Genomic DNA, 18,396 nt, shown 5'->3' with positions numbered 1-18,396 from the left:
TTGCACCTTTGAACCTATTTTTTAGACACCCAATTCGTCAGCTGAATGAATGTCTCCGTTAAATAGTTGTTATAATTTTAATTTAATACATATAGTTAACGGGTGATTATTCAATTAATGGATGTGAATATGAGGTTTGTTTTACCAGTTGTATTTTCGGCATTCGCTTCAATGCCAGCTTATAGTGGCCTTGCACCAACGGAAGGTTTCAGTGGTAACTTCAGTGTCTTGACGGGTGTATCTTCTGACAGCAGTAACTTGAGCACCGAGCAAGACGCGAATCAAGCAACTAACACCAAGGAGGGGGACAGCGAAAATCTAGGGCTACTCGGTTTTTTGGGTACGGTTCAATATACCTTTGGTGAGTCACTGACTCATCAAGTGTATGCGGGTACCACTCGAGAGGATATTGCAACAGGTACCATTGCTTTTGAGATTGGTTATCGACATCAGCTATCTGGAGGCACAATATTGGATTTTTCTGTTCTTCCTACGCTTATCTCGGGCAAGGCTTGGACGGATCCGTATGCTGTTGGCGTTAATCGAAATGAAACGGATGTGAAAGGTAATGTAGGACGACTGCAGCTCACTAATATCGGTGGAACTGGTTTTCGAACGGATCTCGCATTTGGGCAATCTGATGTTGATGAAGAGCTATCTGGTAGCCAAGGCTTATCTCCGGAAAATGCTGTGCTGCTGGATAGGGAAAGAACCTATGTGTACGCCAAAGCAGGGTACCGCTTTATCTTGCCAAACCAAGCAGGTTTATTTGTTCCTTCAATGGTGTATTTCCACTCAGACGCAGAAGGAGGAGCACTCAGCTTCGATAGTTATGGTATTGAATTAAACTACGCGAAGAGAATCGGTCGTCATGGTTTTGTTGTCACCCTAGATGCAAGTGATCGTGAATATGATGAGTCGAATCCAATTTACGGGCAAGTACGTGAAGAGAATGAATTCGGTGCATTCTTAGCTTATGAGTTTGGTGGCTTAATGGGTTATGAAGATTGGTCGTTTATTTCATTACTCGGTGTAAGGTCGATTGACTCTAAGATTGACTTTTACAGCTCTGAACAAGCATTAGCGAGTGTTGGTGTTGACTACAAATTCTGATATTCACACTACGTCAACAAAACTAATCAAAGCAGAAGCTCAGTCTTTCTATTTGTTTAATTATTTCGAGCACTTACACCTCAAAGGTTGTAGGTGCTCGTTGCTATCCGTAATATGAAAATCAGCTTATGGACAAAAATAATATGATAAGGAAACGTTTTGGATATACAAATTAGACATTTAGAAGCAACGGATAGCCACGATATTTTTGATATTTATCGCCGCCCTTCAGTTTCAGAAAATACCTCACAAAAGCCTTATCTTAGTTCTGACCAAGTGGAGCGACTGTTTGGCCATTCTGATCATTTCACATTGGTCGCCGAATTATCAGAGAAAGTCGTAGGACACATTACGCTATTCATGACCACAAAGGTAAGAGACAGGCACTGTGCTGGGCTTGGTATTGCGATTCACCCTGAAGCTCAAGGGAAGGGGATAGGAAAGGCTTTGATGCAAGAGGTGGTTAATCAGGCCGATAATTGGCTAAATCTAGTTCGTCTTGAGCTTGAGGTTCATGCAGATAACCACTCCGCGATTGCTTTATATGAACGAGTGGGTTTTCAGTTAGAAGGCACCAAAAGGCTGAGTACATTCAAAGCGGGTAAATATATCGATATGTTGCTGATGTCGAGAATTCGACCGGATTATCGTTGATATCGAGCTAAACGGGTTCCTGCTATATAAATCGGTTTTTACTATGTTAATGAGTAATTGATTAGTGAAATTCACACTGAACTCTGTATAGTGGCAACCGTTTGCTTCGTATAACCCCAATGATATGGTTTGGGGGTCTCTACCAGCTCCCGCAAAGTGCTGATTACGAAGGGTTTAGATCACAATTGTGTTCTTACTCTTTGTAATGGCGTTCAAGAAAACCTCCTGTCTATTATTCAGAGTAAGTGCACACCTAAAATCCATAGTAGGTGAAATATGAACGCATTTATTCAAGGGCTTCCAAAAGTAGAGTTGCATTTACACATTGAAGGTTCGCTCGAACCTGAGTTACTTTTCCAACTTGCTCAACGCAACGGCATTGATCTGCCTTATTCATCCCCAGAGCAGCTAAGACGCGCATACGAATTTGATGACCTGCAGTCATTTCTTGATATCTATTATCAAGGTGCGGATGCATTGCGCACTGAACAAGACTTCTATGACTTAACCTGGGCGTATTTAGAACGTTGTAAAGCCGACAATGTTATCCATACTGAAATTTTCTTTGACCCTCAGACACATACCGATCGTGGCATTGCATTCGACACCGCTATTAACGGCATTCATCGTGCGCTTGAACAGGGTCATAAAGAGATGGGCATCACATCTCAAATCATCGCATGTTTTCTGCGCCATTTATCTGAAGAGAGCGCCATTCAAACGTTCGCCGATGTGTTGAAGCATCAAGACAAGATCATCGGAGTTGGCCTAGACTCTTCTGAATTAGGGCACCCACCAGAGAAGTTCAAGCGTGTATTCCAGCAAGCAAAACAAGCAGGTTTCTTAACGGTTGCCCATGCAGGAGAAGAAGGGCCTGCTCAAAACATTATTGATGCGATTGAAATGCTCAGCGTGAGCCGAGTGGATCATGGTGTGCAGTGTATGACCGACGAAGCTCTGATAGCCGAATTGATTGAAACCAAAATGCCGCTGACCGTGTGCCCACTGTCTAATATTAAATTGCGTGTATTCGATGAGATGGAAGACCACAATATTGTTGAGCTGTTAAGACGAGGCGTAGCGGTGACGATTAACTCGGACGACCCCGCATACTTTGGTGGTTATATGTCGGATAACTTTAACGCGGTGAGCTTAGCTCATGAGATGACGGAGCAAGAGCTTGCTCAATTTACTTTAAATGCTATAGAAGCGAGCTTTATTGAAGAATCATTGAAACAGCAATATCGTGATGTTGTTTTGGCGTATCTCGCTTAAGTTAAAAGTTAAAAGTTAAAAGTTAAAAGTTAAAAGTTAAAAGTTTCAGTATGAAGCTAAAGGCGAAGTTTAGGGTATAGGTGAATGCGAACGAACTCTCGGCATTCTGCGATTTAGAAAGCTTAAACGGCCAACAAGTGTTGGTCGTTTTTATTTTGGTTCTCAAGCGGGTTTTAAGCTAGATAAGTGGCTTAAGACATTAAGAAATATGATTTTATTTGGGTAAAAACATCTTGTCTTAAGCTTTAATGAACTACATTTAAACGAGGTGTAGATATACAGTGTCACGCTGTATTGAAATAGAGATTAACTTAAGCATAAGCGTATAAAAGCAGACACAGAGATTGTCTGAGGAGGAACAAACTGTTGTTAGATCCAACAATCAGTGAACAAATACAATGGCCGTGTGAATTGTCTGCGGACTTGATAGAAAGCTTGCTTGATATTGCCGTTTTTAAATCGGGTGTCGACAGCTTTGAGATTACAAAAAAGTTTCAGAATTTGCCCGGTGTCTTTTATATTTTAAGTGGCTCCGCTGGAATCTGTTTTTCTACAGAAAACATGAAAAGCTTATCTGGTGGTGTTATTGGAAGGGGAGATTGGATGGGGGCTTTGTCTATACATGCTGACTACAACCTCTTTGCCGTGGCAGAAGAAGTCGAGCCTATTACTATGGTACTTTTTCCTGCAAGCAAGGTATTAGAGCTCGCAGAGCGGAAATGCATGGTTTACAAATGGCTACTTCACTGTGGAACCAAAGCGCAATCTATTTGGATGCAGGCTTACTTATCCTCGATTCATGAAAAAGAGCAGAAAACCATTTACGTCTTGTTGGAACTTGCGGCACGCCAGACCAATATCGCGGGGGCAACCGTCAGCATTAATATTTCACAAATTCAATTGAGTTCGATAACTGGCATATCAAGACCTAGGCTAAACGAAGTTCTTAAAGGGATAGAGCAGCAAGGCTTGGTTAAGATACAAAGAGGAAAGGTGTTTATCACCGATGTCAAGGGCTTGTATGAGCATATTTCACCGATGAATTTGATGATACGAGACCCTGTTTCTGAAATTAAGGCATGAATCTTTAACACTACGAGCTAACGTTTGGATTACTAGATTTCAGTGTTTATTAGATATCTCAAAAAAATTATGCACAGTGTTCTTTTAGGAACATACATTACAAGAGAACATCTATAATGTTCATTCTAGATTTATAAATTGAATTAGAGCGGAATAGAATTGTTATGAAAATGGCTGTATTGGAATATAAAGTATTGGGGCTTGGTGATTGGATTAAAACAAGAGTTTCTAGCCGCTGTGCGCACTTACTGGCAGCAGAATACAAAGCTCTAGGATGGCCAACAAAAGTAGATGGGAAAGTGTTATCTGCTGAGCCTGTTTAGTTTACGTAGCTTAAATTCGCTAGATAAAGACAGAAATCAAGAAGCTGGCAAAGTGCCAGCTTCTTTCGTTTGAACGAGAGATCTTAGTCTACTTGTTTGTAATTAAATCTACTTGTTCACGTAGTCTTTGAATTTCTGCTTCGTTTCAGCATCCGCTTTTTCGTACCAGAAATACAACATTTCTTCAGCTGTATTCGCCGCATTTCCGTCAATCTTTGCTGGAAGCGTTACGGGTTGTACTACAGCAGCCGCTGCACCCGCGCTAGCACCTAGTGTAAGTGCAGCTATGCCGCCTTTCTGGTTGTATTCTTTAGCTTCTTGAGGGTATTTACGACCAATCTGCATGCCATCTTTGATTAGCTTATCTTGCTTAACATTGATTGCATTTTGGTTTTCATCAACCAGTTTCCAATCTAAGTTTTGAAGGCCTTTTTTCGCTTCGTTGGTGTTGCGGAACTTAGGCATGTCGAACGTCAATGCGGTGTCTGTCGCGTCAAAAGTAGCAATAATGGTGTCGCTATCGACAAACTCGCGGTCGTTACCTTGGCTAAAAGCGAGTTGATATTTGAAAACGATTTGGTTCACACCATCTGGAACGGTTATCGTTTTGCTCGAAGAGAAAAAGCCACCGTCAAGATCAGGCTTAGCCTCATTTACAGCTAAGACTTCGACTAAAGCATCTGCGCTAGAAGGAACTTCAATTGTCACGTCAGCTAACACGTTTGGTGCTACGATAATTGTGGAAAGCAGCGCGATGGATTGTAATGTTTTCATAATCATACAGTTGTTTATGGATAGTTAAATTACAATCGCATGGTAAGAACTCCAATTCAAGTCAAGTTATAAGGATTTGAAAAAATTTGCAAAATCTTAACGCAACGGTCATATATTAAGGTTCACATTGACTAGTGTGAGTTTTATTTTTGAAAAATGAGCGGATAGGTTGGGGATGAATTATGCTAGTTGGCGGTTCGCGCCTCATGTTCTTTGTATTGGATACTAAAAAGCCGAGATAACGTTTGAGTTATCACGGCTTTGTTTGGCTTTACTAGGGTTGTGAGCGTTAGCTAGCTATTATTTAGCTTGCGCTGCTGCCGCTTCTAGTTGCTTAAGTTTACCTTGAAGCATGTAAGCATTCTGGTTGAAGTTACCAGGGTTCAACACTTGGCTTTGCTGCATTGGGTAATCAGGTAGCGTGTTCATGAACTCTTGTACTTTGCCGCCTACTGGTACGAATAGCCACATGTTGTCTGCCATCCAGCGTAGGTACATGCCCGATTCGTGTGGTGCTTTTTCGAATGGGTCAGCACGTAGGTGAACAACTTGAGGCCAGTTTGGTTGGAAGCGAACCGCATCAACGATGTTACCGTCCATCACTGCGAACGAAATCTTGAAGTCATTCCAGCGAACTGCGTTTAGCTCAGCGTTAGCAGAGAAGTAAAGCATGCTGTCACGAGGTCCTTTTTCTTCTTTACCTTGGAAGTAAGGTAGGAAGTTGTAACCATCTAGGTGAACACGCCAGTTTTTACCGTTGTAAGTTGCACCTTTATCAGACGCTAGCTTCTCAACCACTTTATCATCACCAGCGGCTGCGAGTAGAGTAGGGATCCAGTCTTGGTGCCCCATGATATCGTTGATCTTAGTTCCCGGTTTGATAGTACCAGGCCAGCGAACTAGCTGAGGAACACGCATGCCACCTTCGTAAGTTGTACCTTTCTCACCGTGGAAGTAAGTAGCACCACCATCAGGCCAAGATACGGTTTCTGCACCGTTATCGGTAGAGTAGATTACGATAGTGTTGTCTGCGATTTTAAGCTCATCAAGCTTGTCTAAAAGGATACCCACTTGGTCATCGTGCTCTAACATGCCATCAGCGTAGATGCTGATACCAGATGCGCCTTGGTATTTTTCTTGTAGACGAGTCCACACGTGCATACGAGTTGTGTTGTGCCAGATGAAGAATGGTTTGTCAGCTTTCACGGCTTTTTCCATGAAGGCTAGAGATTCTTCTAGGAACTCTTCATCCGCATGCTCCATACGCTTACGCGTCATAGGGCCTGTATCTTCAATCTTACCGTCAGAAGTCGATTTGATTACACCACGAGGGCCAAAGTTTTTACGGAACTCAGGGTCTTTAGGGTAGTAGTATGTCTCTGGCTCTTCTTCTGCGTTTAGGTGGTACAGGTTACCGAAGAACTGGTCAAAACCGTGGTTCGTTGGAAGGTGTTTGTCTTGGTCACCCATGTGGTTCTTACCGAACTGAGCTGTCATGTAGCCTTGTTCTTTAAGAAGGTCTGCGATCGTTGGAGCCCAATCAGGGATACCGTGGTCCGAACCTGGCATGCCGATAGTCAATAGACCAGTACGGAAAGGTTCTTGACCTGTTAGGAATGCAGCACGACCAGCAGTACACGATTGTTGACCGTAGTGGTCAGTAAATAGTGCGCCTTCGTTAGCAATACGGTCGATGTTAGGTGTTTCGTAACCCATCATACCGTTGTTGTATGCACTGATGTTGAATACACCAATGTCATCACCCCAGATAGCAAGAATGTTTGGTTTTTCTGCTGCTGTTGCCGCTGAAGAAGCTGCTAATAAGCCAACACCTAATGCTAGTTTATTAATTTTAGTACCCATAAGGACTCCGATTCACTTTTAAGATTAATGCGTTAGAACAACGCATCGATGAGCAAATATTATTCTCAAAACTCCGTTACGTCCTTTTATAGTGCTTATAACCAATCGTTATGATGCATGGTTAACTTGCTGATTAAATTGAATTTAGGCTGATGGTTACCAGAAACCCTTAGATAACATGTGTGATCCTTATCATGTTTGTCGCCGTAAACCTTATCGATAACTTCTGCACCTGTATCTGAATAAAAAATGACAAAAAGATTAATAGCTTAGCGAACCTCGCGCATGCTTAAAAAATGGACTATACGTTGTAGGGCAGGATGCAAATAACTTACGAAGAGGTTTCTATGACAGCGAAATATGGCGTTAAACGTCGTTTAGCGATTTTGGGTACGGCGATGATGGCGGCTTCCACCACCACATTTGCAGCTGAAAAACCAAATATTCTCGTGATTTGGGGGGATGATATTGGACAGTCTAATGTTAGCGCATACACCTTTGGTTTAATGGGTTACAAAACGCCTAATATTGATAGCATCGCCAAAGAAGGGATGATGTTTACCGATTATTACGCTGAACAATCGTGTACTGCGGGTCGCTCTACCTTTATTACGGGACAAAGTGTATTACGAACGGGTTTGAGTAAAGTAGGTTTGCCGGGCGCGGACATTGGCTTGCAAGCGGAAGACGCGACAATTGCAGAAATGCTAAAACCTATGGGTTACATGACAGGTCAATTTGGTAAAAATCACCTTGGCGATAAAGATGAATTCCTTCCAACAGCACACGGGTTTGACGAATTTTTTGGCAACCTTTACCACCTGAATGCTGAAGAAGAGCCAGAGAATGAAGATTACCCAACCGATCCTGAGTTTCGTAAGAAGTTTGGTCCGCGTGGTGTCATTAAGTCATTCGCTGATGGCAAGATTGAAGATACGGGTCCACTGACGCGTAAGCGTATGGAAACGGTCGATGAAGAAACACTAGACGCGGCACTTGATTTCATGGATCGCGCAGTGAAAGCGGACAAGCCATTCTTCGTTTGGTGGAACGCAACACGTATGCACTTTAGAACGCACGTGAAAGCCGACAGTAAAGGTGTGACCGGTGTCGGTAACTACGCTGATGGTATGGTTGAGCACGATCGACACGTTGGGCAACTATTGAAGCAAGTGGATGAGTTGGGAATCAAAGACAACACGATTGTTTTCTACTCAACGGATAACGGCCCACACATGAACTCTTGGCCAGATGCGGGTACAACCCCGTTCCGTGGTGAGAAAAACACTAACTGGGAAGGCGCATACCGTGTACCAGCAATGGTCCGTTGGCCTGGTAAGATTGAACCTGGAACAGTATCCAATGAAATCATGCACCACATGGACTGGATGCCAACCTTCGTTGCCGCTGCTGGTGATGACCAAATCAAAGAGAAACTACTTAAAGGTCATACTGCTGGTGATAAAACGTTTAAGGTTCACTTAGATGGCTATAACTTCCTTCCTTACCTAACGGGTGAAGAAGAAAAAGGCCGTCGTTCAGAGATCTTCTACTTTACCGACGATGGCGATTTAGCGGCGCTTCGTTACAACCAATGGAAAGCGGTGTTCATGGAGCAACGTGCAACGGGCACCATGCAGATTTGGTCAGAACCGTTCGTGACGTTACGTCTTCCTAAGCTGTTTAACCTGCGTATGGACCCATACGAAAATGCAGATATTACGTCGAATACCTATTATGACTGGTTGTTAGACCATGCTTATATGTTCGTTCCTGCGCAAGCGTATGTAGGCGAGTTCTTAGAAACGTTTGCCGAATACCCACCACGCCAAAAAGCAGCAAGCTTTAGCTTGGATCAGGTTATGGAGAAACTTCAAGAGAACCATAATAAGTAAACTATTGCCTTAGCTAAACTGATAACACGAAAGAGCTCCTAGGAGCTCTTTTTTTATGCGCATATCGATGAGTAAATCCCGGTCGTGAATATGAATCACAACTATCGTGCTCATTGCCACTAAATAATTGTATTTTAGTCGTTTTTACGTCTACCTTAGTAAGCATAAGGATGTATAAAAACAAGGAATGTTATGTCTGCATGGTTGTGCTCGCTAGTGAACGGATTGAAACACCAGAGAGTCGCAGTATTATCCGTAATCTTGTCTCCACTTATGTTGTCGCTGTTCAGTTTGAGCACCTATGCCAACGAGCAAGCTCCTAATAGCAACACTGAGACTTCAAAACTCAGTTCTGTAGCTTCACACGCTAGCTCTGATGTTTTACCTATCGGCTCTAAAGCCACCTATGTTGGATCGGAAGCTTGTGTTGATTGTCATAGTGAAGAAGTCGAAGCGTGGCAGGGCTCTCATCATGACATGGCGATGAAACACGCTACAGATGAATCTGTATTAGGCGATTTCAACGATCAAACGGTCACTCATGGCGGTAAACCCACCCGATTTTTTCGCAAGGGTGAAGAGTTCTGGGTCAATATCGAAGGCCCAGACGGGCAATTCAAAGATTACAAAATCAGCTATACCTTTGCCTTTGAACCATTACAACAGTACATGGTTGAGTTTGAAGACGGTCGAGTACAGTTGATTCCTTTCGCTTGGGACTCTCGCACTGAGGGCGAAGGCGGTCAACGCTGGTTTAACCTCTACCCGGATACCACCAACACTGATGAATTCTACTGGACCAATAGCGGTCAAAACTGGAACTTCATGTGTGCCGATTGCCACTCAACGAATCTAGAGAAAAACTACGACAGCGCGAGTAATACCTATAACACTACTTGGTCTGAGATTAATGTCGGTTGTGAAGCCTGTCATGGCCCTGCAAGCGAGCACGTTAAACAAGCCCAGCTAGCAAAAGCCAACGGCGGAAAGGATGCTCAAGTCTCGTCACATTATGGCTTTGATCGCGACTTGTCGAAGTCGGTGAAAGAATGGGTTTACCAAGAGGGCAACTCAACCCTGCAACCAAAAGACATCATCCATACTAACCAAGTTCAAACCTGTGCTCAATGCCACAGCCGACGTACTCAGTTAAATGAAACGGGTGACCACGTGAACGGTTCATTCTTCGATAAGTATCGTTTGAGCTTGATTACTCCTGAGCTTTACCATAACGATGGTCAAATCTACGATGAAGATTATGTTTACGGATCTTTCTTGCAATCAATGATGGCTGAAAAAGGCGTCACATGTACTAACTGTCACGATCCACATACCGCTGAACTAAAAATTGCCGAAGAAGCGGTGTGTAGCCAATGTCACATTGCATCAGAGTACACGCCTGAAAAGCACACCTTCCACGAGGCGAATACCGAAGCTTCACAATGTACGACTTGTCACATGCCTGAGACGACTTACATGGAGGTCGACCCAAGACGCGACCACAGTTGGCACATCCCGCGTCCTGATGTTAGCCAACATATAAAAACACCTAACGTGTGTACCAGTTGTCATGAAGATCAAACCGACCAGTGGGCCGATAAGCAGATTAGCGAATGGTTCCCGGATTCTAGGTATCGTAATCAACAGCATTTTGCCGTCGCCTTTTATGCCGATTCAATAGGGCACAGAGGGGCCGAAGATGCATTGGCTTATTCTGCTCAGGATTCGAGTCTGAGCAATATTATTCGTGCATCGAGCTTAGAACGCTTAGGTGGTAACACGGGCAAGAACACACTTATCTCACTTGCCAGAGCAGTTAAACACGATAATGAGATGATTCGTTTAGGGGCCGTGGTAGGTTCATCTGGATTCTCATTTAGCGACCGCTGGCAAATTCTCGAACCACTATTAACTGACCCTGTATTGTCGATTCGTTCAGAAACCGCAGGTGCATTAGTGCGTTATTGGGGGGAAATGAATCCTCTACAGAAAGATCAAATCAAGCCAACATTAGAAGAGTACATCGAGATACAACGCTTCAATGCTGACAGAGGGTTTGGTCGTACTAATTTAGGTAACGTTTATCGAGATTTAGGGCAGCATCAAAAAGCGATAGAGTTCTATCAAGGTGCTATCAAAATTGAACCTTACTTCGAAAACAGCTACGCCAACTTGGCCGACTTGTATCGTGCACTTGGTGATGAACCAAAGGCATTTTCGACATTGAAACAAGGTATTCAAGCGCAACCAAAATCGAGTGTATTACCATACAGTGCAGGCTTATCTTTGCTTCGTGTGAAAGATTACGACCAAGCAACCGACTACCTAAAACAAGCAGCTGAAACAGCGCAAACTGACCCACAATATTGGTATGTGTACGGCTTGGCTTTAGAGAAGTCTGATGTGCTTGCTGCAAGTAAATCGCTGAACAAGGCTTACCAATTTAGCCGTAACCCACAACACTTGTATGCACAGTGTGAGATTTTGGCTCGAAATTACCAGAAACCGGGTGTACCAAAAGCATTTGAGCAATGTATTTCATCATTGAGTAAGGTGGCACCACCGGAAGCCATTAACCAATTGAAAGCTATGCTGAAATAAAGCACCAGACTTGACGTGGCTATGGTGTATATAACTAATAGTTATAGAGCTTATGAGTAGGATGTTCACAGCCAGATTGAATTAAGGGAAGACCTATGAACCATGCGCAACAAGCAATAAACCAACTGATTGAACAAACAGAGAAAAGTGTTATCGGCCAGAGCCACGTCGTTCGGGCTCTGGTGATAGGGTTATTGACTAATGGGCATGTGCTTTTAGAGGGACTTCCCGGTACAGCGAAAACTCGTTCAGTGAAATCGCTGGCGAACCTACTGAACACCAGTTTTGGTCGAATTCAGTTTACGCCTGACCTGCTGCCATCAGATGTAACGGGTACTGAAGTGTATCAAGAGCTAGATGGTAAACCTCAACTGCATTTCCAACCGGGTCCCATTTTTAATAGCATTGTTCTGGCCGATGAAGTGAACCGTGCTCCAGCGAAGGTGCAAGCGGCACTGCTTGAAGCCATGGCGGAAGGGACGATAACCGTAGGCGGTCAAACTCATATTCTGCCAGATCTATTCATGGTGCTAGCCACTCAAAACCCAGTAGAGCAAGAAGGTACGTATCCACTGCCTGAAGCACAAATGGACCGTTTCATTATGAAAGTGACGGTCGACTATCCAGAAGATGAAGCTGAACGCGACATCATTCGACTTGTGCGCAGTGAGGAACTCGGTAGCGAGACGAGTTCAGAGCTTATAACTCCGCAGCATATTGAACCTGAATTAGTGCTTGAAGCGCGCCGCCAACTTCCTGATATTGCGGTTTCTGATTTAGTCGAAAACTACATTGTGGCCTTGGTGATGGCGACTCGTAAGCCAGAGCGTTACCCTGAATCAAACTTGTCTAAATGGATTGAGATTGGTTCAAGCCCACGAGCGTCAATCTCCTTGGATAAATGTGCTCGCGCTTATGCTTGGCTACAAGGGCGTGACCACGTCACATTAGACGATGTACGTGCCATGCTACCCACCGTATTAGGTCATCGATTCTCATTGTCTTATGACGCATTGGCTGATGGTGTGAACCATCAACGAGTGGTTGAAGAGCTGCTTGATAATGTTGAGATCGGATAACGAGGGGGCGTCATGGCGAAGCCAACACAAGCTCCCAAACCGCAAGGCCTTGATCCACGATTGTACTGTGACTATTCAAGGTTAGTGCGAATTCAGACTCAAGCTGAGTCATTTTCTCTGTTGCCTCATCTTAAGGCGGGCAGTGTACTGTCGGGTCGACATAATTCTCTGTTCCGTGGTCGTGGTTTGAACTTCGAAGAATTACGTCATTACCAATTGGGTGATGATATCCGTAATCTCGATTGGAAAGTGACAATGCGAACGGGGAAGCCTCATGTTCGCAGCTATACCGAAGAGAAAGACCGTAATGTGATGATCTGTGTCGATCAGCGCAGTTCGATGTTCTTTGCCTCTCAAAACACCATGAAATCCGTTGTGGCCGCCGAAGTCGCTGCATTGTGTGGATGGCGAGTGCTGAAAGATGGTGACCGTGTCGGCTTTGTTTTAGCCTCACATCAAAAGCTCTTTCATACCAAAGCACAACGTTCACAGTCTGATTTATTGGCTCAGTTAAAGCATCTTACCAAGGCTAATCAAAGCTTAGACGTGAGTGTGAGTGACAGCGAGGGTGTTGGGTTTAATCAGTGGATTGAACTGATAAAACGAATGAGACTCAAGCAGTCGACCTTAATTTTTATTAGTGACTGGCGTGACTGTCAAGAGCAGCACCTTGATCGATTAAAGCAACTGCAACAACACAATGACATCCTAGCCATTATGGTGACTGATCCATTAGAACAATCACTGCCTCATGATCTTGCGAGCGCAAATTGGGTGGTGGGTGATGGTCGCTTTCAACTTAATCTTGATAGCCAATCTAAGGTCAACCTTGCGAGCGAGAGCCTTGCTCAAAAAGCGGCACTCCAAAAACAATCTCTTGCTAAATTGATGGCGATGAAAAACCTCCCTTATATCGAATTAGACACATCTGGTCATCATATTTCACAGCTTCAAAAGTTAGTGGGAGGGCGCTAGATGGCCGTTGAACATACGCCTCCAAGTACTTATATCCTTCGCGACCTACATGATGTCGCCATTCCCGAGAGCGTGAGCTGGGTTCCCCAAACGATCGGCTGGAAGATCCTCGGCGTTGCCTTGTTATTGGGCGCTTTTTATTTGGCTTACCGTTTGTCGCTAAGGTGGTGGAATAACCGATATCGAAAAGAAGCGCTTCAAGAGCTCATGGTATTGGATGCAAGAGACAAGAACTCAACTGAACGAACCTTTAAAGTCCTCAAAGTGGTACTTCGTTACCTAGACAGCAGTAATGCAAAGCTGTTTGGAAAAGCCTATGTAAACCGTCTGAACGCTTATCTGCCTGTTAGCGCTAACACAAGTGAAAACAGCAATGCGTTCTTTGCCGATGAAGTTTCGGAATTATGGATGCAAAGCCTAATTGACCCTAATGTGCGTTTGAGCTTTGAACAGCGTTTAGAGGTAATTCAAACCGCGATGATGTGGCTAAAACTTCACAAGCCGAATGTAAAGGTAACGGTTGAGGGGCAAGACAATGTTTGATGTTTTATCTTCCAGCTTTGAATTTGCGCATCCGCTGTGGTTTATCGCGTTACCTCTGCCTTTGTTGGTCTACTTTGCAGTGCCTGCTTATCGCACCAAACAAATGGCCATCAAGGTGCCATTTTTCAGTGAATTGGTTGAAGCGATAGGTGAAGCACCGTCTGAAGGGGCAAGCCAGCTAACACCAAGCTGGTGGCAACGAACCACACTCATTATTACTTGGGTACTCGTGGTTTGCGCGTTAGCTAAACCAACCATCTTAGGAGAGCCACAAGTTCGTGAACAATTAGGTCGTGATGTGATGGTCGTGGTCGATTTATCTGGCTCAATGGCAGAACAAGACTTTACCTCTAAGCGCGGCGATAAAATATCTCGTTTGGACGCGACCAAAGAAGTGCTGGCTGATTTTGCGACTACCCGAAAAGGGGACCGACTCGGTTTGATTCTTTTTGGTGATGCAGCGTTTGTACAAACACCGTTTACAGCTGACCAAGATGTGTGGCTTGAACTGCTTAATCAAACCGATGTCGCGATGGCAGGGCAAAGCACGCACTTAGGTGATGCAATTGGCTTGGCGATTAAGGTGTTTGAACAAAGCGAAAAGCAAAGTGCCGCCACTCAAGATTCAAGTGTTGATGTCAACGAAAAAGAGAAGGTCGTGATCGTATTAACCGACGGTAATGATACGGGAAGCTTTGTTGAACCGATTGATGCAGCCAAAGTTGCGAAGGCGAAAGGCGTTCGTATTCACGTGATCGCCATGGGTGACCCACAAACCGTTGGTGAAGTGGCTTTGGATATGGAAACCATCAAACGAGTGGCTCAAGAGTCTGGTGGCGAAGCCTTTGAGGCGCTTAACCGCGACGAACTGACCAAAGCCTACGCTCAGATTGGTGAGCTAGAACCACAATTATATGAAAGTACCACTTATCGTCCTAAACAGGGGCTGCACCATTACTTAATGGCGATTGTTGTTGTGATGTATCTGACTGCCTTTAGTCTGGCGACTTTACGTAGAAGGTCGCTTTTGACTTCTAAAACTAAAAAATTGAAAGGAGAGGATGATGCCTGATTCTCTCACTCTGCAACAGTTCTTTACCCAGTTTCATTTTATCCGACCTTTGTGGTTGTTGGCCTTTATTCCGATGTTCTTCCTGCTATGGGTTCGTTGGAGAGAAGAGACCAAACCAACGTGGAAAGACATTCTACCTGCACACTTACGTGATGCATTGACGATTGGCGAAACAGGCTGGCGTAAGCAGCTACCATTGAAGCTATTGGTGGTGATTGTAACTATCGCCATCATTATCTGTTCTGGCCCAACATGGCAGCGTGAGGCTTCGCCTTTTGGTGAAGACAAAGCGTCGATGTTGGTTGTGCTTGATAACAGTGAATCTATGCTCGCTAAAGACTTACCACCGAGTCGCTTGGAACGATCTAAGCAGAAGATTAGAGACTTATTAGCAGCTCGCAAAGGCGGTAATACGGGCTTAGTGGTTTACGCAGGCAGCGCACACGTCGCGATGCCCGTCACTCAAGACAGCAAGGTATTCGAACCGTTTCTAGCGGCTATCACACCCGATATCATGCCGGTATCAGGTAAGTCAGCAGAAGAAGCCCTGCCATTGATCAATCAACAACTGTCTAGTGAATTAGGCTCTTCTGTACTGTTGGTATCAGATGGTGTAAACCCAAGTACCATTAGGGCGTACGAGAGTTTCTTTAACGACAATCCGTATCAGTTGCTCATTCTAGCCGCAGGAAACAGTAATGTAGTGAGCGATAACCCAGTCGACCTAGATTCACTGCGTAACTTAGCGAGTAAGACGGGTGGACGAGTGATTGAGGTGACCGTTGATGATTCGGATATCCAACAACTGAACAGAGCGGTTGAAAGAAACATGCAGCTCAACGGCGAATCTTCAATGCCTTGGAAAGACATGGGCTATGGACTGCTTATTCTAATGGCTTTCATTATGTTGCTATGGTTCAGAAAAGGGTGGTTGGTGCAGTGGTGTGTCGTTGGTCTAGTGATTTCGGGCAGCCTGTATTCACCAAGCACTTTGGCGAAAACCGTCAACCTAACCGCAGAGAAACCAATTGTGGTGGAGTCGGTTACGGCTTGGGATAAGACCGCTCAATGGTGGTGGGACTTATGGCTAACGCCTGACCAACAAGGTCAACGTCTGTTGAATCAGAAAGAATATCTTCAAGCTGCCAAACATTTTACTGACCCAATGAGAAAAGGCGCGGCTTACTACTATGCTCGTGATTTTAAGCTCGCTCACAGTGCATTCCTGCAAACCAAAACTGACCTCGGTTTATACAACGCGGCGAGTGCGTTAGCCAGACAGCGTGAATATCTTGCGGCGCGAGACCTTCTGAAATCCCTAAGCGAGAAAGAGGATCTTTCACCAGAACTAAGAACGGATGTGGAAAATAACCTTGCAGTGCTTAGCGGGATTGTCGAAGAGGTAAACCGAACCAGTGAAAGTCAGTCCGGAACCACAGATGGCCCTGAAGAGTCTTTAGAACTCGAAGACGATCAGCCGCGAACGGGTGATGGCGCTGAAGAAGAAACGGTAGCGGAATTGATGCTCAAGGAAACGCTTAATGCCAATGAAATTTTGGGCAGCCAAGAACTTGCCGACAAGTGGTTGAAGCGAGTGGAAGCGGACCCTAAGTTCTTCTTAAAGTCCAAGTTCCAAATTCAATTAAGAGACCCTGCACCTTCTATCGAACAGACACCAAAACAGGAACAGGCATCAAAACAGGAGCAAACGCAATGAGTCGATATGATTTAGCTCTTGAATCGATTCAAGTAAAGGTAGGGCGATTCAGAGCCCATAAGTGGTTACTGTCGATGACTATTATATTGAGTTGGTTTTCTCCTTTTGTTGCTTCTGCTGCAGATATCTTCGATCTCCAAAAAAGTGGTGACGTTGAGCTTATTGCTTGGGTAGGGGAGAAGCCAAAGTCAGTTGATAAGATAACGCCGACCAAAGTGAGCGTTAACGAGCAGGTAATTCTGAACATTGAGGTGGCGACGCCGCGTTGGTTAACGGGAGGGACTCGAATCGGCAGTATCGAAATTCCTAACGTGATTGCTAAGCAGCGGAACCAACTCGCGACGAACTACACGGAACGAGTTAATGGCACTACATGGTCACGCCAGCGTTGGGAAGTGACGCTCTATCCGATGACTTCTGGCGAGTTTGTCATTCCAACCGTGCCGGTTCGCGTCCAAGTTTCTGCACCTGATGGCTCTAACGTTGGCGGCACGCTTTACACGCAGCCAATTAAGTTTGAAGCTTCGTTGCCTTCAGGTTTACTTGATAATGAATCGCCTTGGTTTTCTGCAACAGAAGTAGATACAGAGCAACAATGGCAACGCTCGAGTGAAAACTTAAAAGTAGGCGATGCTATTACTCGAACGGTAACCATCAAGGCAAAAGACAGCCTTTCTGTATTACTTCCGGACGTGTTGAACAATGAATCGACTCAGCAGTACCAAGCTTACCCGCAACCTAATCGTTTAGATGATACTCAAGATCGTGGTAACTACCGTTCCAGTCGAATTGAAGAGGCGGTTTATGTTATTCAGCAGGGCGGTGAATTTACGTTGCCAGAGTTTGCATTTCAGTGGTGGGACAGCAAGAATCAACGCATTGAAAACGTGGTGATAAAAGGGAATGTGTTTGAAGCAAAACACACAGTCCAATCTTTCATCAAGGCTTACATGTCAGTGTTTATTAGCGTTGGCCTGGCATTGTTGTTCAGTGTGGCGTGCTTTGTTTCTGTTAAACGTTATTATGCGAACCGCCCAACACCAGGTTGGTTGGTACTACGTCGTTTACTTAAGCAAGGTAATTGGCCTGCATTAAGAACCTTTATCTATCGTCAATTACGAAACGAAACCTCTCAGCTAGAGCTGGATAAAGCGCAACTTGGTAAATTGAATAGACAAAAGCGTTGGCTAGAAGATAGCGAAGCGCTTCAACAAGGGCGAGAAGACAAAAACGTATTTACTCGTTTGTGGAGAGGGTTACGTAACTTACCCAATGACACATCAAACTCAAGCAATTCTCGTTCAATTTTCGACCGCTTGAAAATCCCTAAAGCCTTGCCAGACTTAAAAGATAGAACTAAGTAGCAAACTTTAGTTATTCGCATCGAACAAAATCGGCAGGTTCTCTACTATAGGGAACCTGCTTCTTT

15 protein-coding genes and 1 riboswitch are annotated in these 18,396 nt (G+C 44.4%); of the genes, 13 read left to right on the top strand and 2 right to left on the bottom strand.

What is annotated here, in order from left to right; all coding sequences use genetic code 11:
- The first annotated feature begins 129 nt into the window (after positions 1 to 129).
- The 5 genes from DUN60_RS21830 to DUN60_RS24615 all read left to right on the top strand — a co-directional run bounded on the left by DUN60_RS21830 (position 130) and on the right by DUN60_RS24615 (position 4,448).
- Positions 130 to 1,113, top strand: a complete 984-nt coding sequence (locus DUN60_RS21830; protein ID WP_054546974.1) for a DUF2860 family protein — start codon at positions 130 to 132, stop codon at positions 1,111 to 1,113.
- Between the two features lie 159 nt (positions 1,114 to 1,272).
- A complete protein-coding gene (locus DUN60_RS21825) occupies positions 1,273 to 1,767 on the top strand; it encodes a GNAT family N-acetyltransferase (RefSeq protein ID WP_114635433.1) in 495 nt (164 codons plus the stop codon).
- A gap of 86 nt (positions 1,768 to 1,853) precedes the next feature.
- Positions 1,854 to 1,953, top strand: a riboswitch (purine riboswitch).
- A gap of 90 nt (positions 1,954 to 2,043) precedes the next feature.
- Positions 2,044 to 3,042: an adenosine deaminase gene (locus DUN60_RS21820; protein ID WP_114635432.1), complete on the top strand. Its 999-nt coding sequence runs from the start codon at positions 2,044 to 2,046 to the stop codon at positions 3,040 to 3,042.
- Between the two features lie 366 nt (positions 3,043 to 3,408).
- On the top strand, positions 3,409 to 4,125 hold the full coding sequence (locus DUN60_RS21815) for a Crp/Fnr family transcriptional regulator (RefSeq protein WP_004730467.1): 717 nt from the start codon (positions 3,409 to 3,411) through the stop codon (positions 4,123 to 4,125).
- A 164-nt stretch (positions 4,126 to 4,289) separates the two neighbouring features.
- A complete protein-coding gene (locus tag DUN60_RS24615; protein ID WP_017085149.1) occupies positions 4,290 to 4,448 on the top strand; it encodes a hypothetical protein in 159 nt (52 codons plus the stop codon).
- A 108-nt stretch (positions 4,449 to 4,556) separates the two neighbouring features.
- Here the strand turns inward: DUN60_RS24615 and DUN60_RS21810 are convergent, their stop codons facing one another.
- Together DUN60_RS21810 and DUN60_RS21805 are read right to left on the bottom strand one after the other, a co-directional pair.
- Positions 4,557 to 5,222, bottom strand: coding sequence for a DUF2057 family protein (locus DUN60_RS21810; RefSeq protein ID WP_114635431.1), 666 nt, complete (start codon positions 5,220 to 5,222; stop codon positions 4,557 to 4,559).
- 300 nt (positions 5,223 to 5,522) lie between these two features.
- Positions 5,523 to 7,085 (bottom strand): arylsulfatase, encoded by a 1,563-nt coding sequence (locus DUN60_RS21805; RefSeq protein WP_004730480.1) that lies wholly within the window; start codon positions 7,083 to 7,085, stop codon positions 5,523 to 5,525.
- Between the two features lie 347 nt (positions 7,086 to 7,432).
- On the opposite strand from DUN60_RS21805, the gene DUN60_RS21800 reads away from it, so the two are divergent.
- The 8 genes from DUN60_RS21800 to DUN60_RS21765 all read left to right on the top strand — a co-directional run bounded on the left by DUN60_RS21800 (position 7,433) and on the right by DUN60_RS21765 (position 18,331).
- On the top strand, positions 7,433 to 8,980 hold the full coding sequence (locus DUN60_RS21800; RefSeq protein ID WP_004730481.1) for an arylsulfatase: 1,548 nt from the start codon (positions 7,433 to 7,435) through the stop codon (positions 8,978 to 8,980).
- A 192-nt stretch (positions 8,981 to 9,172) separates the two neighbouring features.
- Complete coding sequence (locus tag DUN60_RS21795; protein WP_114635430.1) at positions 9,173 to 11,581, top strand: tetratricopeptide repeat protein; 2,409 nt, start codon at positions 9,173 to 9,175, stop codon at positions 11,579 to 11,581.
- Positions 11,582 to 11,676: 95 nt separating this feature from the next.
- Positions 11,677 to 12,660 (top strand): AAA family ATPase, encoded by a 984-nt coding sequence (locus DUN60_RS21790; protein ID WP_054546969.1) that lies wholly within the window; start codon positions 11,677 to 11,679, stop codon positions 12,658 to 12,660.
- 12 nt (positions 12,661 to 12,672) lie between these two features.
- The gene (locus DUN60_RS21785) at positions 12,673 to 13,635 is read left to right on the top strand and encodes a DUF58 domain-containing protein (protein WP_114635429.1); all 963 of its coding nucleotides are present in this window, start codon (positions 12,673 to 12,675) and stop codon (positions 13,633 to 13,635) included.
- Complete coding sequence (locus DUN60_RS21780; protein WP_114635428.1) at positions 13,636 to 14,178, top strand: DUF4381 domain-containing protein; 543 nt, start codon at positions 13,636 to 13,638, stop codon at positions 14,176 to 14,178.
- Entirely contained in the window at positions 14,171 to 15,250 is a 1,080-nt protein-coding gene (locus tag DUN60_RS21775; RefSeq protein WP_054546966.1) for a vWA domain-containing protein, read from the top strand. Before DUN60_RS21780 ends, DUN60_RS21775 begins: the two co-directional genes overlap by 8 nt.
- Entirely contained in the window at positions 15,243 to 16,967 is a 1,725-nt protein-coding gene (locus DUN60_RS21770; protein ID WP_114635427.1) for a VWA domain-containing protein, read from the top strand. The genes DUN60_RS21775 and DUN60_RS21770 overlap by 8 nt, the downstream gene beginning before the upstream one ends.
- Positions 16,964 to 18,331 carry a BatD family protein gene (locus DUN60_RS21765; protein WP_114635426.1) on the top strand — a complete coding sequence of 456 codons (1,368 nt, stop codon included), beginning with the start codon at positions 16,964 to 16,966 and terminating at the stop codon, positions 18,329 to 18,331. Before DUN60_RS21770 ends, DUN60_RS21765 begins: the two co-directional genes overlap by 4 nt.
- Positions 18,332 to 18,396 lie beyond the last annotated feature (65 nt).

The sequence above is a fragment of the Vibrio splendidus genome (assembly GCF_003345295.1).
Lineage (GTDB): Bacteria > Pseudomonadota > Gammaproteobacteria > Enterobacterales > Vibrionaceae > Vibrio > Vibrio splendidus_K.
This window is presented reverse-complemented; position numbering and strand designations above follow the sequence as displayed.

What these genes read in the sequence shown, in the direction of transcription:
- DUN60_RS21830 (WP_054546974.1), top strand. Translation starts at nt 130, where the DNA reads ATGAGGTTTGTTTTACCAGTTGTATTTTCGGCATTCGCTTCAATGCCA.
- DUN60_RS21820 (WP_114635432.1), top strand. Translation starts at nt 2,044, where the DNA reads ATGAACGCATTTATTCAAGGGCTTCCAAAAGTAGAGTTGCATTTACAC.
- DUN60_RS24615 (WP_017085149.1), top strand. Translation starts at nt 4,290, where the DNA reads ATGAAAATGGCTGTATTGGAATATAAAGTATTGGGGCTTGGTGATTGG.
- DUN60_RS21810 (WP_114635431.1), bottom strand. Translation starts at nt 5,222, where the DNA reads ATGAAAACATTACAATCCATCGCGCTGCTTTCCACAATTATCGTAGCA.
- DUN60_RS21805 (WP_004730480.1), bottom strand. Translation starts at nt 7,085, where the DNA reads ATGGGTACTAAAATTAATAAACTAGCATTAGGTGTTGGCTTATTAGCA.
- DUN60_RS21800 (WP_004730481.1), top strand. Translation starts at nt 7,433, where the DNA reads ATGACAGCGAAATATGGCGTTAAACGTCGTTTAGCGATTTTGGGTACG.
- DUN60_RS21795 (WP_114635430.1), top strand. Translation starts at nt 9,173, where the DNA reads ATGTCTGCATGGTTGTGCTCGCTAGTGAACGGATTGAAACACCAGAGA.
- DUN60_RS21790 (WP_054546969.1), top strand. Translation starts at nt 11,677, where the DNA reads ATGAACCATGCGCAACAAGCAATAAACCAACTGATTGAACAAACAGAG.
- DUN60_RS21785 (WP_114635429.1), top strand. Translation starts at nt 12,673, where the DNA reads ATGGCGAAGCCAACACAAGCTCCCAAACCGCAAGGCCTTGATCCACGA.
- DUN60_RS21780 (WP_114635428.1), top strand. Translation starts at nt 13,636, where the DNA reads ATGGCCGTTGAACATACGCCTCCAAGTACTTATATCCTTCGCGACCTA.
- DUN60_RS21775 (WP_054546966.1), top strand. Translation starts at nt 14,171, where the DNA reads ATGTTTGATGTTTTATCTTCCAGCTTTGAATTTGCGCATCCGCTGTGG.
- DUN60_RS21770 (WP_114635427.1), top strand. Translation starts at nt 15,243, where the DNA reads ATGCCTGATTCTCTCACTCTGCAACAGTTCTTTACCCAGTTTCATTTT.
- DUN60_RS21765 (WP_114635426.1), top strand. Translation starts at nt 16,964, where the DNA reads ATGAGTCGATATGATTTAGCTCTTGAATCGATTCAAGTAAAGGTAGGG.